This is a genomic window from Streptomyces iakyrus (assembly GCF_000717055.1).
Classification (GTDB): Bacteria; Actinomycetota; Actinomycetes; order Streptomycetales; family Streptomycetaceae; genus Streptomyces; species Streptomyces iakyrus.
In genome coordinates, this window is the sequence record NZ_JNXI01000029.1 from 20,228 (window position 1) to 46,328 (window position 26,101).

Sequence of the window (26,101 nt, forward strand, 5' to 3'; positions counted from 1 at the left end):
CTACCGTTCGGTCCATGACTGAGCCCACTGCCCCGTACGAACTCGCCGAGGTCAACATCGCCCGCCTGAAGGCCCCGCTGGACTCACCGCAGCTGAAGGACTTCGTCGACGCCCTGGATCCGGTGAACGCCGACGCCGACGCGGCCGACGGTTTCGTGTGGCGCCTGCAGAGCGACAGCGGCAACGCCACGGACGTGCCCGTCTTCGGCGACTCCTGGCTGATCCTCAACATGTCGGTGTGGCGCGACGCCGACTCGCTGACGGCGTACATGTACCAGGGCAGGCACCGCGAGATGCTCGCCCGGCGGCGTGAGTGGTTCGAGCGGGTGGAGGAGGCCATGGTCACCCTGTGGTGGGTGCCGGCCGGTCACCGCCCGACCGTGGCCGAGGCGGAGTCCCGTCTGCTGCACATCCGCACCCACGGCCCGACGCCGTACGCCTTCACACTGCGGACGCAGTTCCCGCCCCAGGGCGCCCAGCCGCTGATCGGAGAGGTGCCGGAGGGGCTGGGCTGCGCGCTCTGACGGGCGCCCGGAGTAGACATCGGGTCAACAAGTGGCGCACAGGGGATTGACGAGCTTGCTGACAAGCAGTCTCATAAGTGCATCAGTGACGTGTGCACAACGAGGTGGGCAGCCATGACGACCCTGACGGAAGCCGATGCGCTCGACGGCCTGCGCGACGCCCTCGGCCTGCTGAAGGACCGGGAGCAGGTGGCCCAGCGGCTGCTCGACTCCTCCGCCAAGCACTCCTTCGACCCGGACAAGGAACTGGACTGGGACGCGCCCTTCGAGGAGGGCAAGTGGTTCTGGCCGCCGGAGCTCGTGTCGCTCTACGACACCCCGCTGTGGAAGCGGATGGGCGAGGAGCAGCGGATCCTGCTCTCCCAGCACGAGGCGGCGGCCCTGGCCTCGCTCGGCATCTGGTTCGAGATCATCCTCATGCAGCTGCTGGTGCGGCACATCTACGACAAGGCGGCCACGAGCGCGCACGTCCGCTACGCGCTCACCGAGATCGAGGACGAGTGCCGGCACTCCAGGATGTTCGCCCGGCTGATCGCCCAGGGCGACACGCCCTGGTACCCGGTCAGCCGCGCGCACCAGCAGCTGGGCCGCCTGTTCAAGACCATCTCCACCACGCCGGGTTCCTTCACGGCGACCCTGCTGGGCGAGGAGGTCCTGGACTGGATGCAGCGGCTGACCTTCCCCGACGAGCGCGTCCAGACCCTGGTCCGCGGCGTCACCCGCATCCACGTCGTCGAGGAGGCCCGTCACGTCCGCTACGCCCGTGAGGAACTCCGCCGCCAGATGGTGACCGCGCCCAAGTGGTCCCAGGAGTTCACCCGCATCACCTCCGGCGAGTTCGCCCGCGTCTTCTCGGTGGCATTCGTGAACCCGGACGTCTACACGAACGTGGGCCTGGACAAGCGGGAGGCCCTCGCGCAGGTCCGCGCGAGCGGCCACCGCCGGGAGGTCATGCAGAACGGCTCCAGGAAGCTGACCGACTTCCTGGACGACATCGGGGTGCTGCGGGGGGTCGGACGGCGGCTGTGGAAGTCGTCGGGGCTGCTGGCGTAGGGGCGGACATCCCGGTGCCCCGATTACCCTGCGAGGCATGACACCAGCCGCCCCCACCCCCGCCTACCGGCGACTCAGCGTCGAGGAACGCCGCAGTCAGCTGCTGACCTCCGCGCTGGACCTCTTCGCCCACCGCTCCCCGGAGGAGGTGTCGCTGGACGACGTGGCGGAGGCGGCCGGGGTCTCGCGGCCCCTGGTGTACCGGTACTTCCCGGGCGGCAAGCAGCAGCTCTACGAGGCCGCCCTGCGCTCCGCCGCCGACGAGCTCCAGCTCTGCTTCGACGAACCCCGCGAAGGCCCGCTCCTCCCCCGCCTGTCCCGCGCCCTCGACCGCTACCTCACCTTCGTCGACGGGCACGACACCGGCTTCAGCGCCCTCCTCCAGGGCGGCAGCGTCGTCGAGACCTCCCGCACCACGGCCATCGTCGACGGCGTCCGGCGCGTCGCCGCCGAGCACATCCTCAGCCACCTGGGCGTCACCGGCCCCGGCCCCGGTCTGCGCATGACCGTCCGCATGTGGATCACCGCGGTGGAGGCCTCGTCGCTCATCTGGCTCGACGAGGACAAGCAGCCCCCCGCCGAGGAGCTCCGCGACTGGCTCGTCGAGCAGTTCGTGGCGATGCTGACCGTGACCGCCCGCCGCGACCCGCAGACCGACGCCCTGGTCCGGGCGCTCGCCGAGGATGTCTGACACTGATCCCGTGAAGAGCGAAGACACCCCCTTCGAGGGCGGCCCGATGGACGGCAGGGTCCTGCCCGTCCTGCTCGGCATCACCGGCCACCCGCCCAAGACGTACCGCATCCCCGTCCCGGACCCCGCCGGCGGGCCGGACACCGTGCTCGTCTACCGCCGCGTCCCCCGGGGCCCGGGCCGGGTCGGCCTGTCCAACCGCTGGAAGTACGAGTACGCCCCGGAGGGCGTCCCGCCCCGCCGGCTCAACTGGCCCTGGTCGAAGCCAGACGCCACGCCGCCCGGCAAGCCGGACGACGCCGACGGGTGACCCCGTTGCGCCGAACCGCGCACACCCACCGCGCGCACCGCCCGCACACGCCCGATCCTCACGATGTCCGGCGGCACCACGCCGCCCCCGCACCGGAGGTGATGGCATGTCAGGAAAGCTTCTGCGTCTGGTCTGCGTCGCGGCGACGGCGGCCGGAACCGTCCTGGCGCCCGTCCCGGCCACGGCCGCTCCCCAGCCCGACGCTGAACAGCGCCATGTCGCGGACCTCCTGACAGAGCTTCAGAAGCTGTACAGGAAGGCCGAGGAGGCCACCGAGGCCTACAACGCCACCGAGGAGAAGCTGAAGGAGCAGCGCGCCGGGACCGACCGCCTGGACCGCGCCCTCGCGCGCGCCCGGCTCTCCCTGCACGACAGCCGGGGCGCTGCCGGCCGGCTGGCCCGGCAGCAGTACCAGAGCAGCACCGACATCTCCCCGTACGTACGCCTGCTTCTGGCCCGTGACCCGCAGCACGCGATCGAGCAGGGCCATGTGATCGGCCGGCTGGCCCGGGAGCGGGCCGACACCGTCGGCCGCCTGACCGGCGACGAACGCAAGGCCGGCGAACTGGCCCGCAAGGCCCGCACGGCCCTCGACCGGCAACTGGCCCTCACCGAGCGGCGCAAGAAGGAGCGGGACGAGGTCCGCGCCCGCCTGCACGACGTCGAGAAACTGCTCGCCTCCCTCAGCCGCGACCAGCTCACCGACCTCGCCGAGTTCGAGCGGAAGGGCATCGCGAAGGCGCAGCAGGAGTTCCTGGCGTCCGGCGCCCTCGGCAGCGAACGCAACGGCGACGACGACAAGGCAGACCAGACCGACGACACCGGCGGAGACGACAAGAATCGCGGCAGCAAGGGCAGCGAGGAGAGCAGGAGCGGCGTCCGTGCCCCGTCGGCGGAGGGCCGCCGGGCCGTGCGCTACGCCGTGCGGCAGCTCGGCAAGCCGTACGAGTGGGGCACGGAGGGCCCGAAGACGTACGACTGCTCGGGGCTGACCTCCCAGGCCTGGGCCGAGGCCGGGGTGACCGTCCCCCGGACCAGCCAGGAGCAGTGGAAGCGGCTGCGGCGCATCCCGCTGGACGAGCTGCGCCCCGGCGACCTGGTCGTCTACTTCGAGAAGGCCACGCACGTGGCGCTGTACCTCGGGGACGGCATGGTGGTGCAGGCGCCCCGCCCGGGCGCGAAGGTGAAGGTCTCACCGATCGCGGCCAACCCCGTCCTGGGCGCCGTGCGTCCGGACCCGGACGGGAAGCCCCTGCGGCGGTACGTGCCGCCGGAGCTCCCCGAGGGTGCCACGGACGGGTCGGACGAGGGCTACGAGGGTTACGCGGCGCCCGCGCCGGACACGTCGGCCAGGTAGGCCTGCGTCCTGGCCGGGTCGTAGAAGAAGTTCTCGAAGTCGGCCGGGTCGTTGAAGCCGTTGGCGAAGCGGTCGGCGACCGGCTGGAGCTCACCGGCGGCGCCGATGAGGTTCAGGATGTGCTCCGGCGGCGGCGCGAGCATCGCGTTGGTCCACTTGGTGACGTGCTGGGCGGTGTTCCAGTAGCGGTCGAAGGTGGCCCGCATCCACTCCTCGTCGAACGGCTTGTCGCCGTGCTCGGTGATCGAGGCGAGGTAGGCGGCGGCGCACTTGGACGCCGAGTTGGAGCCCTGCCCGGTGATCGGGTCGTTGGCCACGACGACGTCCGCCACGCCCAGCACGAGCCCGCCGCCGGGGAGCCGGCCGATCGGGTTGCGGACGGTGGGGGCGTAGCGCCCGGCCAGCGTGCCGCCGGCGTCGGTCAGTTCGACCTTGGTGGCCCGCGCGTACTCCCAGGGGACGTACCGCTCCATGAGTTCCAGGGTCAGGGAGAGGTGCTCCGCGGGGTCCTTGACGCCGTTGAAGGCGTCGAGCGGGCCGCCGGGTATGCCCTCCCAGAACAGGATGTCGGCGCGGCCGGAGGTGGTCAGGGTGGGCATGACGAACAGTTCGCCGACGCCCGGCACGAGGTTGCAGCGGACCGCTTCGGTGTCCGGGTGCTCGGGGCGCGGGCCGAGGCCGTGGACGTACGCCACGGCCAGCGCGCGCTGCGGCTCGCTGTAGGGGGAGCGCTCGGCGTCGCGGCCGAACATCTGGACCAGTTCGCCCTTGCCGGCCGCTACGAGCACGAGGTCGTAGGTGCGGGAGAAGTAGTCGAGGTCGCCGACGGCCGCGCCGTGGATGACGAGCTGGCCGCCGCGCTGGGCGAACGTCTCCATCCAGCCGGCCATCTTCACGCGCTGGTCGACGGACTGGGCATAGCCGTCGAGCCTGCCCAGCCAGTCGATGGCGCGGGCGGAGGGGCCTTCGGCCCAGGAACCGGGGGCGGCGACCGAGACGCCGAGTCCTTCGATCTTCGGGGCCTGGGACTCCCAGAAGTTCAGCTGGAGATCGCGCTCGTGCTGCAGGGCCGTGTGGAACATGCACTGCGTCGACATGACCCGGCCGGTGCGGATCTCGTCCGCCGTCCGGTTGGACATCAGGGTGACCTCGTACCCCTGTGACTGGAGGCCGAGGGCGATCTGGAGCCCGGACTGACCGGCTCCGACGACGAGTATCTTCCGCATGCGGGCTGTCCTCTACTCGGGGGTTTCGTCGAGCGCGTGGCCCACGAGGGCCAGGAGGGTCTCGATCACGGAGATCCGGCGACGCGCGTCCATGATCATGACAGGTATGTGTCGCGGGATGGTCAGGGCCTCCCGCACGTCCTCCGGCTCGAACAGCTCGCTGCCGTCGAAGTGGTTGACCGCGACCACATAGGGCAGCCCGGAGCTCTCGAAGTAGTCCAGGACCGGGAAGCAGTCCTTCAGGCGGCGGGTGTCGGCCAGGACGACGGCGCCGATCGCGCCGCGCACGATGTCGTCCCACATGAACCAGAACCGCTGCTGGCCCGGCGTGCCGAACAGGTAGAGCACCAGGTCGTCGTCGAGCGTGATGCGCCCGAAGTCCATGGCGACGGTGGTGGTGGTCTTGCCCGGGGTGGCGGTGAGGTCGTCGGTGGCCTCGCTCGCCTCGGTCATCAGCGCCTCGGTCTGCAGGGGCGTGATCTCCGAGACGGCGGTGACCAGCGTGGTCTTGCCCACGCCGAAGCCGCCCGCCACCACGATCTTCGTGGCTATGGGGGCACGGGTGCGGTCCGTCTCCCAGGCGTGCATGCTGTCGTCCGGCCGGACGAACGGGGAGGAACCAGCAACGCCGTGAGCGGCGTCAGAGACGACGGAGTCCACTCAGCACCCTTTCCAGCAGAGCCCGGTCCGGGCGGCCCGTGCCGTGGCCGGTGCCCGTTCCGTACACACGGATCTTTCCCTGGTCCGCGAGGTCGCTGAGGAGCACGCGGACCACGCCGAGCGGCATCTTCAGCAGCGCGGCGATCTCGGCCACCGTACGCATCCGGCGGCACAGTTCGACGATGGCCCGCAGCTCCGGCATCACGCGGGTGGAGAGGTGGCCGTTCGTCAGTTCCCTGCGCTCCTCGGGGGCGTCGAGCGCGGCCGTGCTCGCCACGAACGTCTCCACGAGGAGGACGTGGCCGAAGCGGGTGCGGCCGCCGGTGAGCGAGTAGGGGCGGACCCGGGCGGGTTTGCGGTCGCCGCCGCGGACGGGCAGGTGCTGCTTCGGCTTACTGCTCATCGGGCACTCCCCGCCGTCTGGGAATCCTCCAGGGATTTACGGAGCTCGCTGCGCAGTTCCGGCGTCAGCACGTGGCCGGCACGGCCGACGAACAGGGCCATGTGGTACGCCACGACGCTCATGTCGCACTCGGCGGAGCCGTGGACGCCGAGCAGCGAGCCGTCGCTGATCGACATCACGAACAGGCTGCCCTCGTCCATCGCGACCATCGTGTGCCGGACCCCGCCGAAGTCCATCAGCCGGGCGGCGCCGACGGTGAGGCTGCCGATGCCGGAGACGATGGTGGCCAGGTCGGCGGCGGAGCCGCGCGGACCGGTCCGCTTGGTCCCGCGGGCCTGCAGGGCCTCCCTGGCCTCCTTGTTGCGGTGGTCGTCGGAGGAGAGCAGGAGCAGCCCGTCGGAGGAGACGACCGCGACGGACTGGATGCCGGGTACCTCCTCGACGAGGTTGGTCAGCAGCCAGTGCAGGTTGCGGGCCTCACTGCTCAGTCCGATCAGTCCGAAGGTACTGGGCGCGGTCAACTGCTTGCCTCCTCGACTGTGCCCCCCGTGGATTCTCCGGATCCAGCTGGTCGTGCAGTGCCGGTGGCCGGCCGCTGGTGCGAGGCCGTCCTCTCGGCGATCTCCGCCTCCACGTCGCGGTAGCCGGCCTGGGCGCCCTGGCGGAACCCGCCGAGTCGGCGGCGCAGGGCGTCGGCGTCGACGGAGCCGCTGCGCTGGCGCGGGGCGGTGGTCTGTGCGGTGATCTTCGGGGTGCGCTTGGGGAGGCCCTTGTCGGTGACGCGGTCCTCCTCCTCGTCGGGCGCGCGTTCGTGCTCCGGGCTGCCGTCCTCGTCCCCGACGCTCCCCGCGTCGGGCGCGGACGGGCCGTGCGATATGTCCTCGCCGTCACCGGCCACGGCTTCGTGCCCGACCGGGTCCGGCGCCCCCGGCTGCACGGGAATGAGCAGTTCCATCGTGGTCTCCGCGGGGGATTCCACGGGTGCCGCGGCGTCGTCCGGCTCGGCGGGTACCGGCGGGTCGGCGGGGGTGGCGGGGGCGCTGGGCGCGGCGGGCGGCGCCGGATCGGCGTGTGCGGCCGGATCGGCAGGCGTCGCCGAGTCGGCGTGTACGTCCGATGCGGCGGGCGTCGCCGGGTCGGCGTGTGCCGCCGGATCTGCAGATGCGACCAGGTCGGTCGGTGCCGCCGGCCCGGTGGGCGCCGCAGGGTCGATGTGGACGGGCTGCTCGGCGGACGCCGGCCGTTCCACTGACGTCGACGGTTCGGCGGGCGCGACCAGCCCGTCGTGCGCGGACTGTTCGACGGGCGCACCCGGCTCGGCAGGCGCTGCCGGGCCCGCGGGCGCGGACAAGTCGTCGTGCGTCGAGGGTCCGGCGGGCGTCGTGGAAGCCGTCGCCCCGGCCGGTTCCGCCTCGGGCGCCGCGGTGGCTCCCCCGGCCTCGTCCTGGCGTACCGCCTTCTCCGCCAGGGCCACCAACGGGTCGTCGCCGGCCGTGCGGCCGGGCAGGACGTTGGAGTTGGCCTCGGCGTCGGCGCCCGGGAAGGAGACGGAGTGCGTCGCGCCGGCGAGCGGGCCGGAGGCCGGGACGGCCACGGCCGGGGCGGCGGCGAGGAGCGTGCGGGGCAGGACGACGACGGCCGCGACACCGCCCTGCTTCTGCTCGCGCAACTGCACGCGCACGCCGTGGCGGTGGGCGAGCCGGGCCACGACGTACAGGCCGAGGCCGAGGCCGTCCTCGCCCTCCTGGTCGTAGGGCGCCTCGGGATCGAAGTCGGCCAGGCGGGAGTTGAGGCGCTCCAGCCGGTCCTCGGCCATGCCGATGCCCTCGTCCTGGACGGAGAGCATGACCTCGCCGTTCTCCAGCAGCCAGCCGGAGATCTCGACGGGCAGGTCGGGCGGGGAGAACGAGGTGGCGTTCTCCATGAGTTCGGCCAGCAGGTGGGAGAGGTCGTCCGCGGCGAACCCGGCGATGTGCGCGTGCGGCGGCAGCGCGGCGATCCGGACCCGCTCGTACCGCTCGATCTCGCTCACCGCGGCGCGCACGACGTCCACCAGCGGCACGGGCCCGGCGGCGTGCTGGACGTGCTCGGTACCGGCGAGGACCAGCAGGTTCTCGCTGTGCCGGCGCATGACCGTGGCGAAGTGGTCGAGCTTGAACAGGGTGGCGAGCCGGTCCGGGTCCTGCTCGCGCTCCTCCAGGTTCTCGATGACGGCCAGTTGCCGTTCGACGAGACCGAGGGTGCGCAGGGCGAGGTTGACGAACGTCCCGCCGATGGCGGTGCGCAGCCGTTCCAGCTGGGCGGCGGACTCGGCGAGTTCGCCGCGCAGTTCCTCGCGCGCGTCGGCCATCTTCTGGCGCTGGCCGACCAGGTGCTTGCGGTCGGACTCCAGCGTGGTGATCCGCTCGGTGAGGGCGGCCGCGTGCGCGTGCAGGGCGTTGACGGAGCGGACGGCCTGGGCGAACTCGTCGTTGCGGCCGGTGAACTTCACCGGCTCCTCGGCCGCCGGGTCCTCGGCCTCGGCGAGGCGCTTCGAGCCCAGGCGCAGGACCGCGAGCGGCCGGGTGAGGCTGCGGGCCATGCCCGTGGCGACGCCGACGGCCAGCAGCATGAGGGCGCCGAGGACGGCGACGCGGATCTCCAGCGCGGTGACGTCGTCGTCGCGCAGCGCCTCCAGCTCCTTGGTGCGCCGGTCGTACAGGGCCGACTCCACGCCGCGCATCAGGTCGACGCGGGCGGACAGGGCCGCGTCCAGCCTCTTGGTGCTGGTGGCGAGGTCGGTGCGGGAGAGCGTCGGCTGGTCGGTCAGGGTGGCGAGGTACTTGTCGGCGGAGTTGACCTCGGTGCCGGTGACCGTGGAGTCGAAGGAGGCGCGGGCCGGCTTGGGCGCGGAGCCGCGGAAGTCGGCCAGGGCCGCGTCGGAACGCAGCCGGGCCTGCTGGGCGGCGGCGCTCAGGGCGTCGCGCTGCCGGGTGTCGGTGTCCGAGGAGGTGGAGGTCTCGGTCGGCAGGCCGGTGACGGGGTCGATGACCGTCTCCGTGCTGCGCGGCACGCTGAGGGCGGCGAGCAGCAGCCCGCGGGCCGAGGCGGCCTGCTGGACGGCGGAGTCCAGCTCGGCCAGCGCGTACGAGCCGGAGCCGGCGCGCGGCGGCGTCTGCTGCGCCAGCTGCTCGGCGAGTCGGTGCAGTTCGGTGATGGCGGCGGAGTACGCCTGGTGCGCTTCGAGGGCGCTGCTCTTGCCGGTGAGCGCCGCCCTGCGCACGGACGCTATGCCGTCGAGGTCGGAGCGCAGCGAGGCGGGCGTGTCGGTGTCGGAGCGCAGCTCCTCGACCTGCCGGTCCACCCGGGCGCTGTGCTGCTCGGAGGGCGCCTTGGACTTGGGGCGCCCGGCGGCGATGTAGGAGGTGACGTCGTCCCGCTCGTCGGCGAGGGAGTGCGCGAGGGCGAGGGCGTCCTGCGTCTGCTCCGCGAGCGTCACCAGCTCCTGGGTGTCGTGGAGTTGCCCGGAGGCGGCGGTGACGGAGGGGGCGCCGGCGCCGGCGATGGCCGCGGCCACCACGGCCACGGCGACGATCAGCCGGTTGCGTACGTGGGTGGGGCGTCCCTTGCCGGTGGGGGGCGTCGGCTCAGCACCCTGAACGGGGGCCGTCTGCTTGCCTGTGCGACGAGGCCGCGTCTTCTGCACCGGTGCTCGCATTCCTGACTCGTGAACCCTTGGGCCCGGATGACGCTCCGTCAACTGGTGCGTACTCCCGGTACACTTCCCGACCCTCCCAGCGCCGGTGGGCAGCGCACGCGCATCACCTGACCCGCCACCCGAAGGAGTGAACCCCGGACCGGAGTTGAGGGGCAAGTTCCGCAGGTCCGTACAGCGACCTGGCGCGGCACGCCGGTTGGACGACAGGGACGGCCGGTGGCAGTATTCGCCACCACGCCTTCCCGGAACAAATCATTCCAGCCCAAACCCGGCGTCTGACCTGCGTGGCTGCGCCGGTACGGCAACCATTGGCAGCCTTTTGCGGACCTTGTGAAGGGCTCGTGCAGACTGGCTGGATGCGTACTGAACTCGCCTCGGAGCCGGGAGACGCCGACCGCCCCAACGAGGACTTCGCCAGTGTCGGGCTACCGGCCTCGGGGCAGGGCGGTTCGGTGGTCGTCCTGGACGGGGTCACGCCACCGAGGACCGGGACCGGCTGTCTGCATTCCGTCCCCTGGTTCACGGCGCGCCTCGGCGGCGCACTGACCGAACTGACCGTTTCACTCCCGGATGTTCCCCTCGTCGACGCCCTGTCCCGCGCCATCGCGCGTACCTCCGAGGCGCACGCCGCAACCTGTGACCTTTCTCACCCTCGAACCCCTCAGGCCACGGTGGTCGTGACCCGCTGGAATCCGGCCACCGTGGAGTATCTGGTCCTGTCCGACTCCGCCCTCCTCCTGGAGTCCCCGCAGGGCGAGGTGACACCCGTCCTCGACGACCGGCTGGCCCTGCTCCCCCGCTCGGCGCTGGCGACGGACGCGCTGGTGGACTCCACGCTCCGCAACAGGGAGGGCGGCTTCTTCACGGCGGCGGCCGACCCCTCGGTGGCGGCCCGGGCGGTGACCGGAACGGTGCCCCGCGACCGGGTCCGTGCCCTGGCCGCACTGACGGACGGCGCCTCCCGCTGGGTGGAACGGTTCGAGGAGGGCGACTGGACGGACTGCTTCCGCCTGGTCCGCAAGGAGGGTCCGCAGGCCCTGGTGGACCGCGTCCGGAGCCTGGAGCGGTCGGACACCGCCGCGACGTTCCCGGGCCGGGGCAAGCGGCACGACGACGCGACGGTCGTGTACGTCGAGTTCTAGGGTCCGGGGCTCTCCCCCGGCTTACTTCTCCATGCCCCGGTTGAGCTGGTTCAGCAGCCGGGCCAGTTCCGTGACCTCGCGCGGGTCCCAGTCGGCCAGGCGGCCGGCGTACCGGGCGCGGCGGGCTTCCCGGACCCGGCGGACGCGGTCGTGGCCCTCCTGGGTGAGGGCGACGAGCCAGGCGCGTCCGTCGGCGGGGTCGGGCTCGCGCGCGACCAGCCCGAGCTCCTCCAGGGCGCGCAGCTGGCGGGACATCGTCGCCTTGCCGACCCCGATGTAGGCGGCGAGTTCGGTGGCCCGCTGCTTTCCGCACTCGTCCAGCCGGACCAGCAGGCCGTACGCGGACGACTCCAGGTCGGGGTGGACCTCGCGGGCCATCTCGCCCTGGCTGGCCCGGGCGCGCCGCAGCAACACGGTCAGCTCGCGCTCCAGTGCCAGGAAGGCGGGCTGGTCCACACCGCTCGCGGCCACACCGGCGTCGCGGTGTCCGTCGTTGCCTTCCTCGTGCACGTCAGCCCCTGCCTCGGTCGTCGCCCGGCCCTGGGAGTCCGGTACTGGAATTTTCCGCCACCTGCCGCCCTCGCCGCAGTCCGGCAAGTATTCCGCAGGTCACGGGCGTACGCGTACACAGGGTCACCACACGGTGAAGGCCCGGGCCTCCCTCACAGGGACCCGGGCCTTCTCTCATCCGATGACCTCCGTCACGCGGCCACCGGAACCTCCGGCGTCACACCCGCGGTGGCGGGCGCGAGCGCCAGCTCCAGGACCTGGCGGACGTCGGTGACGGCGTGGACGTCGAGCTTGTCCAGCACCTCCGCCGGGACGTCGTCCAGGTCGGGCTCGTTGCGCTTGGGGATGATCACCGTGGTGACACCGGCCCGGTGCGCCGCGAGCAGCTTCTGCTTCACACCGCCGATCGGCAGCACCCGCCCGGTGAGCGAGACCTCGCCGGTCATCGCCACATCCGTGCGGACCAGCCGGCCGGACAGCAGGGACGCGAGGGCCGTCGTCATGGTGATGCCCGCGCTCGGGCCGTCCTTGGGGACCGCGCCCGCCGGGAAGTGGATGTGCACGCCCCGGTCCTTCAGATCCGCCACCGGCAGCTCCAGCTCGGCGCCGTGGGAGCGCAGGAAGCTCAGCGCGATCTGCGCGGACTCCTTCATCACGTCGCCCAGCTGACCGGTCAGGGTCAGCCCGGCCGCGCCCGTCTCCGGGTCGGCCAGGGACGCCTCGACGTACAGGACGTCACCGCCCGCTCCGGTCACCGCGAGCCCGGTCGCCACGCCCGGCACGGACGTCCGCCGCTCGGCCGGGTCCTGGGCGGACTCGGGCACGTGGTGCGGCCGGCCGATCAGGTCGCGCAGGTCCTCGTCCCGGACGGTGAACGGCAGCTTCCGCTCGCCCAGTTCGTGCTGGGCTGCGACCTTGCGCAGCAGCCGTGCGATGGACCGCTCCAGGGTGCGCACGCCCGCCTCGCGCGTGTACTCTCCGGCGAGCTTGCGCAGGGCGCCCTCGTCGATGGTGACCTCGTCCTTGTCGAGCCCGGCCCGCTCCAGCTGGCGCGGGAGCAGGTGGTCGCGGGCGATGACGACCTTCTCGTCCTCGGTGTAGCCGTCCAGGCGGACGATCTCCATGCGGTCGGCCAGGGCCTCCGGGATCGCCTCCAGGACGTTGGCCGTCGCGAGGAAGACGACGTCCGACAGGTCCAGCTCGACCTCCAGGTAGTGGTCCCGGAAGGTGTGGTTCTGCGCCGGGTCGAGGACCTCCAGCAGGGCGGCGGCCGGGTCGCCCCGGAAGTCCGAGCCCACCTTGTCGATCTCGTCGAGCAGCACGACCGGGTTCATCGACCCGGCCTCCTTGATCGCCCGGACGATACGGCCCGGCAGGGCGCCGACGTAGGTGCGCCGGTGGCCCCGGACCTCGGCCTCGTCGCGGACGCCGCCGAGGGCGACGCGCACGAACGTGCGGCCCATGGCGTGGGCAACGGACTCGCCCAGGCTGGTCTTGCCGACGCCGGGCGGCCCGACGAGCGCGAGCACGGCACCGCCGCGCCGCCCGCCGACCACGCCGAGGCCCCGGTCGTCACGCCGCTTGCGCACCGCCAGGTACTCGGTGATGCGCTCCTTCACGTCCTCCAGGCCGGAGTGCTCTGCGTCCAGGACGGCCTTGGCGCCCCGGATGTCGTAGGCGTCCTCGGTGCGCTCGTTCCACGGCATCTCCAGGACCGTGTCGAGCCAGGTGCGGATCCAGGAGCCCTCGGGCGACTGGTCGGAGGACCGCTCCAGCTTGTCGACCTCCTTGAGGGCGGCCTCGCGGACCTTCTCGGGCAGGTCGGCGGCCTCCACCCGGGAGCGGTAGTCATCGGACTCCTCACCCTCCTGCTCGCCGTTCAGCTCGCGCAGCTCCTTGCGGACGGCTTCGAGCTGACGCCGCAGCAGGAACTCGCGCTGCTGCTTGTCGACGCCCTCCTGGACGTCCTTGGCGATGGTCTCGGCCACGTCCTGCTCGGCGAGGTGGTCGCGCAGCTGCTGGGTGGCGAGCTTGAGCCGGGCCACCGGGTCGGTGGTCTCCAGCAGTTCGACCTTCTGGTCGGTGGTCAGGAACGGCGAGTAGCCGGAGTTGTCGGCCAGCGCCGAGACGTCGTCGATGGCCTGGACCCGGTCGACGACCTGCCAGGCGCCGCGCTTGCGCAGCCAGGCGGTGGCGAGGGCCTTGTATTCCTTGACCAGTTCGGCGACATGTCCGGGCAGCGGGTCCGGGGCGGTGTCGTCCACGCGGGTTCCCTCGACCCACAGTGCGGCGCCGGGGCCGGTCGTTCCCGCACCGATGCGCACCCGGCTCCGGCCGCGGATCAGGGCGCCCGGGTCGCCGTCGGCGAGCCGGCCGACCTGCTCGACGGTGCCGAGGACACCGGTGTTCGCGTAGGTCCCGTCGATGCGTGGCACCAGGAGTACCCGGGGCTTTCCGGGCGTTGACCGGGCAGCGGCCTGAGCGGCCTCCACCGCGGCACGGACCTCGGAGTCGCTCAGGTCCAGCGGGACCACCATTCCGGGCAGCACGACCTCGCCGTCGAGCGGCAGCACGGGCAGGGTGAGCGGAGTGGACGTCGAAGCCATGATCTCCCCTTCGGCAGTCAAGTTGAGCTATGCCGACTCAATGCGCGGGGGCGGCCGAATGTTCCCCACCCGCCGTTCGCTGTCAGCGATCACCTGTGACACCGGGGACGCAGAGCCGCGTAAGGTTCCGTGAGTAATAGACGAAGATGCACTGCGCTTGTTACAGGGGGATGACATGGACGGCACCGTGCAGGCATGGGTGAACGGATGGGTCGTGTCCCGCGGGGCCGCGCCGCCCACGCCGGAGCCGTGGGGCTGGACGATCGACGTGGGGATGCACGGGCACGTCACCCGGCACGTGCTCGGCGCCACGGGCGACGGCCTCGACGAGACGACCGTCCGCAAGGTGGCCGGAGCCGTGACCGGGCACGGTGTGTGGCTGAAGGCCTTCCGGGACCCCACGGCGGTCTGCCGCTGGCTGGACGAGAACTGGTGGATCGACCCCGAGCCGGGCTACCTGATGACAACCCCGCTGACGGCCGGGAGCGCTCCGGCCGCTCCCGAGGGCTACCGGCTGCGCAGTTGGTCCCGCGGCGGAGTGACCCGGGTGATGGTGGCCGCGCCGGACGGGTCCCTGGCGGCGCGCGGCCAGATCGCCCCGACGGGCGAGACCGCCGTCGTCGACCAGATCGAGACGGCCCCCGAACACCGCCGCAAGGGTATGGGCAGCCTCGTCATGCGGACGCTGCAGGACGTCGCGGTCCGGCAGGGCGCGCGGACCGGCGTCCTGGCCGGGACGCCCGCGGGGCGAGGGCTCTACGAGGCGCTGGGCTGGACGGCCGTGGCCCCGCTCACCAGTGCCAAGTACGCCCCGCCCGCCACCGCCCGGGGCTGAGAGGCCCCGCGTTCAGCCCCCGGCCGGGCCGAGGCGCGACGCGCACCAGCGCCGGACCACCGGCCAGGTGGCGATCCCGATGCCCAGGGCGATGAGGTGCCCCCAGTTCGTCATCGGGTCGGTGAAGGCGAGCAGGTCCGTCAGGAGCATCCAGCCGAAGGCGGTCAGCAGCGGCAGGCGCAGCCAGAGCGGCAGCAGACCGGCCAGCGCTCCGATGCCGGCGGCGACGCCGAAGCTGACGCCGTAGTCGAGGCGGTGCAGGGAGCTGCCGGGGAGGTGCCCGGCCAGCACCGCGAGCCCCACGGGCACCTCGGTCGCGAGGGTGGCCAGGACGTGCCCGAGGAGGAAGACACCGGCCGTGCGCCAACTGCCGATCCGCCGTTCCAGCGCGGTCAGCACCAGCACGAAGGCGACGGCGAAGGGCGAGGTCACCCCGCCCGCGACCCACAGCGCGCTGCCGATCAGCACCAGTTCCGGCGAGCGCACCAGGTGCGCCACGTCCGTGCTGGAGCCCTGGAGCAGCGCGTGCACCAGGGCCGGGTCCGCGTAGGCGGAGATCAGCGAGGTGAGGCAGAGGAGGGTGGCGTATCCGAAGGTGAACGGCGTTCCCGTGGGGGTGGGCAGCAGCCGCCAGGGGCGCAGCGCCCGCAGCCGGGGCACGGCCGCCGGGACGGGCTCCCGTACCCCCGCGTCCGCCGTCCCGTACGGACCCCGCTGCCGCGGCATTCCGTCCAGCAGCCCCGACACGTCGGCCACGGGCGGAGGCGGCGGGGCCGTCTCGTGGGGCGGCGCGGTCCGTTCCACAGCGGGCGCTCCTTCCGTCATGTCCCAGCCTTCGCCCTGGACACCCCGCTGTCTGTGATCCGCGCCACGCGAGAGCCGATTCACGGCAACCCGAAAGCCTCGCTCCGCGTCCCGCCCGGGCCGCGGGGAAATACCGGGCACCGCACCCCCCTGCCCTGCCAGGATGCCCCCATGCCTACCCCGTACGACATTCCCGATGTCCTGGACCGTCGCGAGGGGCCGCACGGCGAGGTGGTGCTGCGCCGGCACGGCGACCGGCTGGAGATCATCGCCAACGGCTGTTTCCTGATGGACACCTCCGACGGCCGCTCGGAGCGGCGGCTGGTCGACGCGGCACTGGACGCCCTGGCCGGCCGGGACCGCCCCGACGTCCTGATCGGCGGACTCGGCGTCGGCTTCTCCCTCGCGCACGCCGCGGCCGACCCGCGCTGGGGACGGATCACGGTGATCGAACGCGAGCACGCGATCGTCGAATGGCACCGCGACGGCCCGCTCGCCGCGCTCTCCGCCCGGGCCCTGGGCGACCCCCGCACGGAGATCGTCGAAACCGATCTCGTCGCACACGTCAATGAGACATCCGACACGTACGACGCCCTGTGTCTCGACATCGACAACGGGCCGGACTGGACCGTCACGGACGGCAACGGACATCTCTACGGGGAGGCCGGACTGGCAAGCTGTGCAAGGGTGTTGAGACCGGGCGGGGTTCTCGCCGTCTGGTCCGCCCAGCCGTCCCCGGAGTTCGAGGAAACCTTGCGGAATGCCGGGTTCCAACAGGTGCGTACCGAAGAGATCCCGGTTGCCCGGGGCGTTCCGGACGTCGTGCACCTCGCCATCAGCCCTGGATAGCAAAGGCGTACTGACTCCCCGTACGCTGCTCCCCTGACGCCGATCATTCAAGCGTCAATCGCAACCATGCGCAGGCATAGCCAGTCAGAAGGAATCACCCCACTGATTCCGGAAAGCACACCCCAGGGGCGGGCGATGGAGCAGACACAGACCTCCCACAACGGTTCGGCGACGGCTACTCCTGGCGCACAGCGCCGGGTCCTGGTGGTCGAGGACGACGCGACGATCGTGGACGCCATCGCGACCCGCCTGCGGGCCGAGGGATTCCTCGTGCAAACGGCGGGTGACGGCCCGGCCGCGGTCGACACGGCCGAGGCGTGGCAGCCGGACCTGCTGATCCTCGACATCATGCTGCCCGGCTTCGACGGCCTGGAGGTCTGCCGGCGCGTGCAGGCCGCCCGCCCGGTGCCGGTGATGATGCTCACCGCGCGCGACGACGAGACCGACATGCTGGTCGGCCTCGGGGTCGGCGCCGACGACTACATGACCAAGCCGTTCTCCATGCGGGAGCTGGCGGCGCGCGTGCACGTGCTGCTGCGCCGGGTGGAGCGGGCCGCGATCGCGGCGGCCACTCCCCGCTCCGGCATCCTGCGCCTCGGCGAGCTGGAGATCGACCACGCGCAGCGCCGGGTCCGGGTGCGCAGCGAGGACGTCCACCTCACGCCCACCGAGTTCGACCTGCTGGTGTGCCTCGCGAACACCCCGCGTGCGGTGCTCTCCCGTGAGCAGCTGCTCGCCGAGGTCTGGGACTGGGCGGACGCCTCCGGCACCCGCACGGTCGACAGTCACATCAAGGCGCTGCGCCGGAAGATCGGCGCCGAGCGGATCCGCACGGTGCACGGCGTGGGTTACGCCCTGGAGACCCCGACGCCATGAGTGGCGGGCCGGCCGCACGGAGAAACCCCGGGGAGAACCCCTGGGGCGGGGTGAGCCCGTTCTCGATCAAGACCAAGCTGGGCGCGCTGGTCGTCATCTCGGTGCTGATCACCACAGGTCTGTCGGTGATCGCGGTGCACACGAAGACGGAGCTGCGCTTCATCACGGTCTTCTCGATGATCGCCACGCTTCTCATTACGCAGTTCGTGGCGCATTCGCTCACCGCGCCGCTGGACGAGATGACGGCGGTGGCCCGTTCCATCTCGCAGGGCGACTACACCCGCCGCACGCGGGAGAACCGCCGTGACGAGCTGGGCGACCTGGCGGTGACGATCAACGCCATGGCCGACGAGCTGGAGGCCCAGGACAGCCAGCGCAAGGAACTCGTGGCGAATGTCTCGCACGAGCTGCGCACGCCCATCGCGGGTCTGCGCGCGGTGCTGGAGAACATCGTGGACGGGGTCACACAGGCCGATCCGGAGACCATGCGCACGGCGCTGAAGCAGACCGAGCGCCTCGGCCGGCTGGTGGAGACGCTGCTGGACCTGTCCCGCCTGGACAACGGCGTCGTCCCGCTGAAACAGCGGCGGTTCGAGGTGTGGCCCTATCTGTCGGGCGTGCTGAAGGAGGCCAACATGGTCGCCTCGGTGCGCGCGGGGATCGCCACCGGCTCGGGCAGCCACACCCGTACGGACGTCCATCTGCATCTCGACGTGCACCCACCGGAGTTGACCGCGCACGCGGACCCGGAGCGCATCCACCAGGTCGTCGCCAACCTCATCGACAACGCGGTCAAGCACAGCCCGCCGCACGGCCGGGTGACGGTCAAGGCGCGGCGCGGTCCGCTGCCGGAGTCGCTGGAGCTGGAGGTCCTGGACGAGGGCCCCGGCATTCCGAAGTCCGAGTGGCACCGCGTCTTCGAGCGGTTCAACCGCGGCAGCGCCAAGCGGCCGCAGGGCCCGGGCAGTGACGGCGGCACGGGTCTCGGCCTGGCGATCGCTCGCTGGGCGGTGGACCTGCACGGGGGCCGGATCGGAGTGGCCGAATCCGAGCGCGGTTGCCGGATTCTTGTCACTCTTCCGGGACTGTCATCTGTGCCAAGTTGACGTAAAGTTCGAAGCGGAGCCACAAGATCCACGAGCGTCCGCACTGACGGACACGTGTGATCAGGCACAGGCCCGCGCCATCGGCGCCCGGGGCCCTGCCCCGCTTTTCCCTCCTGAAGCGGAACCACGCTTGTTTCCCGCCATTTCAAGGCCCGAAACACGGTTCCAGATGTGACTTGCACGACGTTGCACCGGCCCGGCCTGACCTTCCCCGTCGGAGGGGCGTAGCCTTGATTCCCGCTGTCCATCATCTTGTGAAGCGGAAGAGGGCGGTTGCCGCCGTGTCGCCACAGTCCCCCAGTAACTCGAGCATCTCGACCGACACCGACCAAGCGGGGAAGAACCCTGCCGCGTCGTTCGGTGCCAACGAGTGGCTCGTCGACGAGATCTATCAGCAGTACCTCCAGGACCCGAATTCCGTAGACCGCGCCTGGTGGGACTTCTTCGCCGACTACAAGCCGGGGGCGGCCGCCGCCTCGGCTCCGGCGGGTACCGCGGCCGCGGGGGCCGCGGGGACCACCACCGCTCCTGCGGCCGCTCCGGCCGCTCCCGCGCAGGCCCCCGCCCCGGCCGCCGAGAAGCCCGCCGCGGCTCCGGCGCCCGCCCCGGCTCCGGCCCAGACGAAGCCCGCCGCGCAGGCTCCGGCCCAGGCCCCCGCTCCGGCGCAGGCCGCCCCGGCCGCGAAGCCCGCCGCCAAGCCGGCCGCGGCCCCGAAGAAGGCCGAGCCCACCGCCGAGGCCCCCTCGGGCCCCGAGCAGGTCGTGCTGCGCGGCCCCGCCGCCGCGGTCGCGAAGAACATGAACGCCTCGCTGGAGGTCCCCACGGCCACGTCCGTGCGCGCGGTCCCGGTGAAGCTGCTGTTCGACAACCGCATCGTCATCAACAACCACCTGAAGCGCGCCCGGGGCGGGAAGATCTCCTTCACGCACCTGATCGGCTACGCGATGGTGCAGGCCATCAAGGCCATGCCGTCGATGAACTACTCCTTCGCGGAGAAGGACGGCAAGCCGACCCTGGTCAAGCCGGAGCACGTCAACTTCGGCCTCGCGATCGACCTGGTCAAGCCCAACGGCGACCGCCAGCTCGTGGTCGCGGGCATCAAGAAGGCCGAGACGCTGAACTTCTTCGAGTTCTGGCAGGCCTACGAGGACATCGTCCGCCGCGCCCGCGACGGCAAGCTGGGCATGGACGACTTCACCGGTGTGACGGTCTCCCTGACCAACCCCGGCGGCCTCGGCACCGTCCACTCCGTGCCGCGCCTGATGCCCGGCCAGTCCGTGATCATGGGCGTCGGCTCCATGGACTACCCGGCGGAGTTCCAGGGCACCTCCCAGGACACGCTGAACAAGCTCGGCATCTCGAAGGTCATGACGCTCACGTCGACCTACGACCACCGGGTCATCCAGGGCGCCGCCTCCGGCGAGTTCCTGCGGATCGTCGCGAACCTCCTCCTCGGTGAGAACGGCTTCTACGACGACGTCTTCGAGGCGCTGCGCATCCCCTACGAGCCGGTCCGCTGGCTCAAGGACATCGACGCCAGCCACGACGACGACGTCACGAAGGCCGCCCGCGTCTTCGAGCTGATCCACTCCTACCGGGTCCGCGGCCACGTCATGGCCGACACCGACCCGCTGGAGTACCAGCAGCGCAAGCACCCCGACCTGGACATCACCGAGCACGGCCTCACGCTCTGGGACCTGGAGCGCGAATTCGCCGTCGGCGGCTTCGCCGGCAAGTCGATGATGAAGCTGCGCGACATCCTCGGCGTCCTGCGCGACTCGTACTGCCGCACCACCGGCATCGAGTTCATGCACATCCAGGACCCCAAGCAGCGCAAGTGGATCCAGGACCGCGTGGAGCGCCCGCACACCAAGCCGGAGCGCGAGGAGCAGCTGCGCATCCTGCGCCGGCTGAACGCGGCGGAGGCCTTCGAGACCTTCCTGCAGACGAAGTACGTCGGCCAGAAGCGCTTCTCCCTGGAGGGCGGCGAGTCCGTCATCCCGCTGCTGGACGCCGTGCTGGACTCGGCCGCCGAGTCCCGCCTGGACGAGGTCGTCATCGGCATGGCCCACCGCGGCCGCCTGAACGTCCTCGCCAACATCGTCGGCAAGTCGTACGCGCAGATCTTCCGCGAGTTCGAGGGCAACCTCGACCCGAAGTCGATGCACGGCTCCGGCGACGTGAAGTACCACCTGGGCGCCGAGGGCACCTTCACCGGTCTGGACGGCGAGCAGATCGCGGTCTCCCTGGTCGCGAACCCCTCGCACCTGGAGGCGGTGGACCCGGTCCTGGAGGGCGTCTCGCGCGCCAAGCAGGACATCATCGGCAAGGGCGGCACGGACTTCACCGTCCTGCCCGTCGCGATCCACGGCGACGCGGCCTTCGCGGGCCAGGGCGTGGTGGCCGAGACCCTGAACATGTCGCAGCTGCGCGGCTACCGCACCGGCGGCACGGTCCACATCGTCATCAACAACCAGGTCGGCTTCACCGCGGCCCCCGAGTCCTCGCGTTCCTCCATGTACGCGACGGACGTGGCCCGCATGATCGAGGCCCCGATCTTCCACGTGAACGGCGACGACCCGGAGGCCGTGGTCCGCGTGGCGCGGCTCGCCTTCGAGTTCCGCCAGGCGTTCAACAAGGACGTGGTGATCGACCTCATCTGCTACCGCCGCCGCGGTCACAACGAGTCGGACAACCCGGCCTTCACCCAGCCGCTGATGTACGACCTGATCGACAAGAAGCGCTCGGTGCGCAAGCTGTACACCGAGTCGCTCATCGGTCGCGGCGACATCACCCTGGAAGAGGCCGAGCAGGCGCTGCAGGACTACCAGGGCCAGCTGGAGAAGGTCTTCACGGAGGTCCGTGAGGCCACGTCCCAGCCGGGGACGGTCGAGTCCACGGACCCGCAGGCCGAGTTCCCGGTCGCCGTGAACACCGCGGTGACCACGGAGGTCGTCAAGCGGATCGCCGAGTCCCAGGTCAACATCCCCGACAACATCACCGTCCACCCGCGTCTGCTGCCGCAGCTGCAGCGCCGGGCGGCGATGGTCGAGGACGGCACGATCGACTGGGGCATGGGCGAGACCCTCGCGATCGGCTCCCTCCTGCTGGAGGGCGTCCCGGTCCGCCTGGCGGGCCAGGACTCGCAGCGCGGTACGTTCGGCCAGCGCCACGCGGTCATCATCGACCGCAGCACGGGCGAGGAGTACACGCCGCTGCAGTACCTCTCCGAGGACCAGGCGCGGCTGAACGTCTACAACTCCCTGCTGTCCGAGTACGCGGCGATGGGCTTCGAGTACGGCTACTCACTGGCCCGCCCCGAGGCGCTCGTGATGTGGGAGGCGCAGTTCGGCGACTTCGTCAACGGCGCGCAGACGGTCGTGGACGAGTTCATCTCGTCGGCCGAGCAGAAGTGGGCGCAGACCTCCGGTGTCGTCCTGCTCCTGCCGCACGGCTACGAGGGCCAGGGCCCGGACCACTCCTCGGCCCGCCCGGAGCGCTTCCTCCAGATGTGCGCCCAGAACAACATGACGGTCGCCATGCCGACGTCGCCGTCGAACTACTTCCACCTCCTGCGGTGGCAGGTGCACAACCCGCACCACAAGCCGCTGGTGGTCTTCACGCCGAAGTCGATGCTGCGCCTGAAGGCGGCGGCGGCGAAGGCGGAGGAGTTCACGACCGGGCAGTTCCAGCCGGTCATCGGCGACTCCTCGGTCGACCCGGCCGCCGTCAAGAAGGTCGTCTTCTGCGCCGGCAAGGTCTACTACGACCTCGAAGCCGAGCGTCAGAAGCGCGGTGCGACGGACACGGCGATCATCCGCATCGAGCGCCTGTACCCGCTGCCGGGTGCCGAGCTCCAGGCGGAGATCAAGAAGTACCCGAACGCCGAGAAGTACCTGTGGGCCCAGGAGGAGCCGGCGAACCAGGGTGCCTGGCCGTTCATCGCGCTCAACCTGATCGACCACCTGGACCTCGCGGTCGGCGCGGACGTCCCGCACGGCGAGCGGCTGCGGCGCATCTCGCGCCCGCACGGCTCGTCCCCGGCGGTGGGTTCCGCCAAGCGGCACCAGGCCGAGCAGGAGCAGCTGGTGCGCGAGGTGTTCGAGGCGTAAGCGCCTCAGCGCAGTGCGTGCGCGGCCGGGCCGCATCCCCCGCTCGGGGGGTGCGGCCCGGCCGTTTGCGCGCACATATCCTTGGGGGCATGTACTTCACGGACCGTGGCATCGAGGAACTGGAGAAGCGGCGCGGCGAGGAGGAAGTCACCTTCGAGTGGCTCGCCGAGCAGCTGCGGACGTTCGTCGATCTCAATCCCGACTTCGAGGTACCGGTGGAGCGGCTGGCGACGTGGCTCGCCCGGCTGGACGACGAGGACGACGAGTAGGGACCGGTTGCACCCGCTCCGGCCGCTGCGGGGGCGTCAGTCGCGTGGGCGTGTGAGGTCGTAGGTCAGGCCCAGGGCGCCGTGGGCGAGGAGCAGTGCCCCGGCCGTGGCCCAGCCGCCGCCTCGCCGCCGCAGGCCCCTGACCAGCAGCGGCAGGCCCGCCGCCAGCTGCGCGAGGGCCAGGGCGCGGGCCCTGGGGCCGCCCGTCCAGGGCATCCAGGGGCCGAGGCGGGTGTGGTGGTCGACGGGGTCGCGTTCAGCGCCCGCCTCGCGTCGGCCGGTGCTCTCGACGGGCCTGCTGTCGGGCCGGCGGGCGGCGGCTTCCCGGAGGCGGCCGGCGGGTTCGCCGGGGGCCATCTCCGCGGGGAGGGAGACGCCCGCGCGCGCCAGGACCGCGAGCAGGCCGCGCAAGCGGCTTCGTGCGTCGGCCGTGGTGTCGGGTTCGGCCAGCCGGTCGAGATCCTGGACGTCCAGGACGGGGTCGAGGCCCATCCGTGCGGCGAAGGTGCGCATCGCCTCGCCCTCCCCCGCCGGGACACCGCTCGCGAGCCAGACGAACCCGACCGGGCGGCGGAAACCGGACGCGAGCGTGAAGCCCGCGTGGTCGGTGTCCCACCACAGGGCGAGCACGGGCCAGGGAGCGCCGACGGCGAGGGCCGTGGCCCAGCCGGTGGCCACGCGGTCGACGGGCTCGGCGCCGTCCCGCCAGGGCCGGCCCTCGGGGACGAGCACGCTCCAGGTGTCGCCCGCGGGCGTGAGCTGCATCGGCTCGCGCAGCAGACCCGCGACGGGGGCCACGCGCCCGGGCGCCGCCCGGCACAACAGCAGCGCCCCGGCTGCGGGACCGGTACGGGCGGCTTCCGTCGACATGGTCACACGCTAGGGCGAATTGTCGGCGTGTGAGCACTTATACCTGCTCACCCCTCCCCGAAACGGGTGTCTTGACTTTCCCAAGCCGCGATATATCGTGAATACGAGAGGACGCGATATGGCGCGTCGAGACGGGGAGGTCTGCACCATGTCCGAGTGGTCCGTCACGGAACCGAGGAAGCTCACCTTCGACGAGCCCGTGAGCGATCTGCACGTGCGTCTCGTCAACGGAACGGTGAACGTGGTGGGCACGGACGAAGGTTCCGCCCGCCTGGAGATCTCCGAGATCGAGGGGCCGCCCCTGGTGGTGACCCAGCAGGGCGGCGTCCTCACGGTGGCCTACGAGGACCTGCCCTGGAAGGGCTTCCTCAAGTGGCTGGACCGCAAGGGCTGGCGCCGCAGCGCGGTGGTCTCCCTGGCCGTCCCGGCCGGCACCCGCGTCGAGGTGGGTGTGGTCGGCGCGGCAGCCGTGATCTCCGGCATCCACGGTCCGTCGGTGGTGAAGGGCGTCACCGGCGACACGACGCTCGTGGGCCTCTCCGGCCCGGTCCGCGCCGACACGGTCTCCGGCAGCCTGGAGGCCCAAGACGTGACCGGCGACCTCCGGTTCAACTCCGTCTCCGGCGACCTCACGGTGGTCGAATGCTCCGGCCCCTCCGTGCGGGCGGACTCGGTGAGCGGCTCGATGATCGTCGACCTCGACCCGGACGGCCCGACGGACGTGCGGCTGACCAGCGTCTCGGGTGAGATCGCGATCCGGCTGCCGTACCCGGCGGACACGGAGGTCGAGGCCAACACCGCGAGCGGCTCCGTCTCCAACGCCTTCGAAGGCCTCCGGGTGCACGGCCAGTGGGGCGCCCACAAGATCACCGGCCGCCTCGGCGCGGGCACCGGCAGACTGCGGGCCACCACCGTCTCCGGCTCGATCGCCCTGCTGCGCCGCCCGGCCGGAGAGGACGAGCCCGCCGAGCCGTGGGACACCCCGCCCGCCGGCCACAGCGCCCCGGCGGCCCCGGCGAGGGGCCCCGAGGGCGGCTCGGGAGACAATTCCGTCTCCGGCCCGGGCGATGCCCCCACCACCGTCCCGGCCGACGGTACGACCGACAAGAAGGTGCTCTGACATGCCCCCCGTCTTCGCCCACGGCCGCCTCCGCCTCTACCTGCTGAAGCTGCTGGACGAGGCTCCTCGCCACGGCTACGAGGTGATCCGCCTGCTGGAGGAGCGGTTCCAGGGGCTGTACGCACCGTCGGCGGGCACGGTCTACCCGCGCCTGGCCAAGCTGGAGGCCGAGGGCCTGGTCACCCACACCACCGAGGGCGGCCGCAAGGTCTACTCGATCACCGACGCGGGCCGCGCCGAACTGGCCGACCGCAGCGGCGAGCTGGCCGACCTGGAACTGGAGATCAGGGAGTCCGTCGCGGAACTGGCCGCGGAGATCCAGGCCGACGTGCGCGGAGCCGCCGGCGACCTGCGCCGCGAGATGCGCGCAGCGGCGACGGAGGCCCGCCGGGACACCGGCACCAAGGACGACGGCCCGGCCGGGGCCCCCTACGGCGACTTCTCGCAGTACGGCGACAAGGAGACCTGGCGCATCGCCAAGGAGGAGATGCGCCGCGCCCGGCAGGAGTGGAAGGAGCAGGCCCGGCGGGCGAAGGACGAGAGCCGCCGCGCCCGCGAGGACGCCCAGCGCGCCCGCCGCCAGGCCAAGGAGGCCCAGGAACAGGCCCGGGCACAGGCCCAGGAGCAGGTCCAGCGCATCACCCGCCGCGTCCAGGAGCAGGTGCAGGACCACTTCGCCCGCGGTGACTGGCCGACGGGTCTGCGCGAGGGCCTGACCGAACTGGTCAAGGAAGTCGGCGAGTTCGGAAAGGACTACGGCAAGGACCTCGGCAAGGACCTCGGCTTCGACTGGACCGGCACCGGCAGGTCGGCCGAGGAGCCGAGCCACGCACAGCCCCCGGAGGACTTCCCGGCCGCCTACGAACCGGCCTGGGCCCATGAGGACGCCGCGGACTCCACCGGTGACCCGGCCCGCGACCTGGACCGCCTGCTCGACCGCTTCCGGGACGACATCCGTGACGCTGCCCGCGACCACGGCGTCACCCCCGACCAGCTGCGCGACGCCCGCCGCCATCTGTCGACGGCGGCGGCCCACATAGGAGCCCTCCTGCGCACACAGGGCACGTAGCGCGCGCTCGGT

The 26,101-nt window shown here is 71.8% G+C and carries 23 protein-coding genes; 14 read left to right on the forward strand and 9 right to left on the reverse strand.

Annotation, left to right across the window (positions count from 1 at the left end):
• Positions 1-14: 14 nt before the first annotated feature.
• From OO68_RS35715 to OO68_RS35735, 5 genes are all read left to right on the forward strand, one after another.
• On the forward strand, positions 15-524 hold the full coding sequence (locus OO68_RS35715) for a DUF3291 domain-containing protein (RefSeq protein ID WP_033313516.1): 510 nt from the start codon (positions 15-17) through the stop codon (positions 522-524).
• A 114-nt stretch (positions 525-638) separates the two neighbouring features.
• A complete protein-coding gene (locus OO68_RS35720; protein WP_033313517.1) occupies positions 639-1,577 on the forward strand; it encodes an AurF N-oxygenase family protein in 939 nt (312 codons plus the stop codon).
• A 37-nt stretch (positions 1,578-1,614) separates the two neighbouring features.
• Entirely contained in the window at positions 1,615-2,268 is a 654-nt protein-coding gene (locus tag OO68_RS35725; RefSeq protein ID WP_033313518.1) for a TetR/AcrR family transcriptional regulator, read from the forward strand.
• A gap of 10 nt (positions 2,269-2,278) precedes the next feature.
• Positions 2,279-2,578 (forward strand): DUF8847 domain-containing protein, encoded by a 300-nt coding sequence (locus OO68_RS35730; protein WP_033313519.1) that lies wholly within the window; start codon positions 2,279-2,281, stop codon positions 2,576-2,578.
• Positions 2,579-2,684: 106 nt separating this feature from the next.
• The gene (locus tag OO68_RS35735; protein ID WP_033313520.1) at positions 2,685-3,935 is read left to right on the forward strand and encodes a C40 family peptidase; all 1,251 of its coding nucleotides are present in this window, start codon (positions 2,685-2,687) and stop codon (positions 3,933-3,935) included.
• Here the strand turns inward: OO68_RS35735 and OO68_RS35740 are convergent.
• The 5 genes from OO68_RS35740 to OO68_RS35760 are packed head-to-tail and all read right to left on the reverse strand — an operon-like array spanning position 3,899 to position 9,909.
• On the reverse strand, positions 3,899-5,161 hold the full coding sequence (locus OO68_RS35740) for a styrene monooxygenase/indole monooxygenase family protein (RefSeq protein WP_033313521.1): 1,263 nt from the start codon (positions 5,159-5,161) through the stop codon (positions 3,899-3,901). The two genes, OO68_RS35735 and OO68_RS35740, sit on opposite strands and share 37 nt — an antisense overlap.
• A gap of 12 nt (positions 5,162-5,173) precedes the next feature.
• Positions 5,174-5,821, reverse strand: coding sequence for a GTP-binding protein (locus OO68_RS35745; RefSeq protein ID WP_033313522.1), 648 nt, complete (start codon positions 5,819-5,821; stop codon positions 5,174-5,176).
• Positions 5,802-6,224, reverse strand: coding sequence for a DUF742 domain-containing protein (locus OO68_RS35750; protein ID WP_033313523.1), 423 nt, complete (start codon positions 6,222-6,224; stop codon positions 5,802-5,804). Before OO68_RS35750 ends, OO68_RS35745 begins: the two co-directional genes overlap by 20 nt.
• Complete coding sequence (locus OO68_RS35755) at positions 6,221-6,745, reverse strand: roadblock/LC7 domain-containing protein (RefSeq protein WP_033313524.1); 525 nt, start codon at positions 6,743-6,745, stop codon at positions 6,221-6,223. The genes OO68_RS35750 and OO68_RS35755 overlap by 4 nt, the downstream gene beginning before the upstream one ends.
• The gene (locus OO68_RS35760) at positions 6,742-9,909 is read right to left on the reverse strand and encodes a sensor histidine kinase (RefSeq protein ID WP_033313525.1); all 3,168 of its coding nucleotides are present in this window, start codon (positions 9,907-9,909) and stop codon (positions 6,742-6,744) included. The genes OO68_RS35755 and OO68_RS35760 overlap by 4 nt, the downstream gene beginning before the upstream one ends.
• Before the next feature lie 368 nt (positions 9,910-10,277).
• On the opposite strand from OO68_RS35760, the gene OO68_RS35765 reads away from it, so the two are divergent.
• On the forward strand, positions 10,278-11,063 hold the full coding sequence (locus OO68_RS35765) for a protein phosphatase 2C domain-containing protein (protein ID WP_033313526.1): 786 nt from the start codon (positions 10,278-10,280) through the stop codon (positions 11,061-11,063).
• A gap of 21 nt (positions 11,064-11,084) precedes the next feature.
• Here OO68_RS35765 and OO68_RS35770 read toward each other — a convergent pair whose 3' ends face one another.
• Together OO68_RS35770 and lon are read right to left on the reverse strand one after the other, a co-directional pair.
• A complete protein-coding gene (locus OO68_RS35770; RefSeq protein ID WP_033313527.1) occupies positions 11,085-11,573 on the reverse strand; it encodes a MarR family winged helix-turn-helix transcriptional regulator in 489 nt (162 codons plus the stop codon).
• A 191-nt stretch (positions 11,574-11,764) separates the two neighbouring features.
• The gene (gene lon / locus OO68_RS35775; protein WP_033313528.1) at positions 11,765-14,179 is read right to left on the reverse strand and encodes an endopeptidase La; all 2,415 of its coding nucleotides are present in this window, start codon (positions 14,177-14,179) and stop codon (positions 11,765-11,767) included.
• Between the two features lie 175 nt (positions 14,180-14,354).
• Between lon and OO68_RS35780 the strand changes: the two genes are divergently transcribed.
• Positions 14,355-15,014, forward strand: coding sequence for a GNAT family N-acetyltransferase (locus tag OO68_RS35780; RefSeq protein ID WP_033313529.1), 660 nt, complete (start codon positions 14,355-14,357; stop codon positions 15,012-15,014).
• 12 nt (positions 15,015-15,026) lie between these two features.
• Here the strand turns inward: OO68_RS35780 and OO68_RS35785 are convergent, their stop codons facing one another.
• Entirely contained in the window at positions 15,027-15,818 is a 792-nt protein-coding gene (locus OO68_RS35785) for a rhomboid-like protein (protein WP_033313530.1), read from the reverse strand.
• Positions 15,819-15,989: 171 nt separating this feature from the next.
• On the opposite strand from OO68_RS35785, the gene OO68_RS35790 reads away from it, so the two are divergent.
• From OO68_RS35790 to OO68_RS35810, 5 genes are all read left to right on the forward strand, one after another.
• Positions 15,990-16,667 carry a spermidine synthase family protein gene (locus tag OO68_RS35790; RefSeq protein WP_033313531.1) on the forward strand — a complete coding sequence of 226 codons (678 nt, stop codon included), beginning with the start codon at positions 15,990-15,992 and terminating at the stop codon, positions 16,665-16,667.
• 135 nt (positions 16,668-16,802) lie between these two features.
• Positions 16,803-17,543, forward strand: coding sequence for a response regulator transcription factor (locus OO68_RS35795; protein WP_030851757.1), 741 nt, complete (start codon positions 16,803-16,805; stop codon positions 17,541-17,543).
• On the forward strand, positions 17,540-18,649 hold the full coding sequence (locus OO68_RS35800; RefSeq protein WP_051814925.1) for a HAMP domain-containing sensor histidine kinase: 1,110 nt from the start codon (positions 17,540-17,542) through the stop codon (positions 18,647-18,649). Before OO68_RS35795 ends, OO68_RS35800 begins: the two co-directional genes overlap by 4 nt.
• A 281-nt stretch (positions 18,650-18,930) precedes the next feature.
• A complete protein-coding gene (locus tag OO68_RS35805; protein WP_033313533.1) occupies positions 18,931-22,761 on the forward strand; it encodes a multifunctional oxoglutarate decarboxylase/oxoglutarate dehydrogenase thiamine pyrophosphate-binding subunit/dihydrolipoyllysine-residue succinyltransferase subunit in 3,831 nt (1,276 codons plus the stop codon).
• A gap of 89 nt (positions 22,762-22,850) precedes the next feature.
• Positions 22,851-23,030: a DUF6104 family protein gene (locus OO68_RS35810; protein ID WP_003992906.1), complete on the forward strand. Its 180-nt coding sequence runs from the start codon at positions 22,851-22,853 to the stop codon at positions 23,028-23,030.
• Between the two features lie 36 nt (positions 23,031-23,066).
• On the opposite strand, the gene OO68_RS35815 is transcribed toward OO68_RS35810, so the two are convergent.
• A complete protein-coding gene (locus OO68_RS35815; protein ID WP_033313574.1) occupies positions 23,067-23,900 on the reverse strand; it encodes a hypothetical protein in 834 nt (277 codons plus the stop codon).
• Between the two features lie 148 nt (positions 23,901-24,048).
• On the opposite strand from OO68_RS35815, the gene OO68_RS35820 reads away from it, so the two are divergent.
• Complete coding sequence (locus OO68_RS35820) at positions 24,049-25,020, forward strand: DUF4097 family beta strand repeat-containing protein (RefSeq protein WP_033313534.1); 972 nt, start codon at positions 24,049-24,051, stop codon at positions 25,018-25,020.
• Position 25,021: 1 nt separating this feature from the next.
• Entirely contained in the window at positions 25,022-26,089 is a 1,068-nt protein-coding gene (locus OO68_RS35825) for a PadR family transcriptional regulator (protein ID WP_033313535.1), read from the forward strand.
• Positions 26,090-26,101: the final 12 nt, after the last annotated feature.

Bases quoted from the DNA above. Each gene is read 5' to 3' on its own strand.
- OO68_RS35715 (WP_033313516.1), top strand. From the start codon at position 15: ATGACTGAGCCCACTGCCCCGTACGAACTCGCCGAGGTCAACATCGCC.
- OO68_RS35720 (WP_033313517.1), top strand. From the start codon at position 639: ATGACGACCCTGACGGAAGCCGATGCGCTCGACGGCCTGCGCGACGCC.
- OO68_RS35725 (WP_033313518.1), top strand. From the start codon at position 1,615: ATGACACCAGCCGCCCCCACCCCCGCCTACCGGCGACTCAGCGTCGAG.
- OO68_RS35735 (WP_033313520.1), top strand. From the start codon at position 2,685: ATGTCAGGAAAGCTTCTGCGTCTGGTCTGCGTCGCGGCGACGGCGGCC.
- OO68_RS35740 (WP_033313521.1), bottom strand. From the start codon at position 5,161: ATGCGGAAGATACTCGTCGTCGGAGCCGGTCAGTCCGGGCTCCAGATC.
- OO68_RS35750 (WP_033313523.1), bottom strand. From the start codon at position 6,224: ATGAGCAGTAAGCCGAAGCAGCACCTGCCCGTCCGCGGCGGCGACCGC.
- OO68_RS35765 (WP_033313526.1), top strand. From the start codon at position 10,278: ATGCGTACTGAACTCGCCTCGGAGCCGGGAGACGCCGACCGCCCCAAC.
- lon (WP_033313528.1), bottom strand. From the start codon at position 14,179: ATGGCTTCGACGTCCACTCCGCTCACCCTGCCCGTGCTGCCGCTCGAC.
- OO68_RS35780 (WP_033313529.1), top strand. From the start codon at position 14,355: ATGGACGGCACCGTGCAGGCATGGGTGAACGGATGGGTCGTGTCCCGC.
- OO68_RS35790 (WP_033313531.1), top strand. From the start codon at position 15,990: ATGCCTACCCCGTACGACATTCCCGATGTCCTGGACCGTCGCGAGGGG.
- OO68_RS35795 (WP_030851757.1), top strand. From the start codon at position 16,803: ATGGAGCAGACACAGACCTCCCACAACGGTTCGGCGACGGCTACTCCT.
- OO68_RS35800 (WP_051814925.1), top strand. From the start codon at position 17,540: ATGAGTGGCGGGCCGGCCGCACGGAGAAACCCCGGGGAGAACCCCTGG.
- OO68_RS35810 (WP_003992906.1), top strand. From the start codon at position 22,851: ATGTACTTCACGGACCGTGGCATCGAGGAACTGGAGAAGCGGCGCGGC.
- OO68_RS35815 (WP_033313574.1), bottom strand. From the start codon at position 23,900: ATGTCGACGGAAGCCGCCCGTACCGGTCCCGCAGCCGGGGCGCTGCTG.
- OO68_RS35820 (WP_033313534.1), top strand. From the start codon at position 24,049: ATGTCCGAGTGGTCCGTCACGGAACCGAGGAAGCTCACCTTCGACGAG.
- OO68_RS35825 (WP_033313535.1), top strand. From the start codon at position 25,022: ATGCCCCCCGTCTTCGCCCACGGCCGCCTCCGCCTCTACCTGCTGAAG.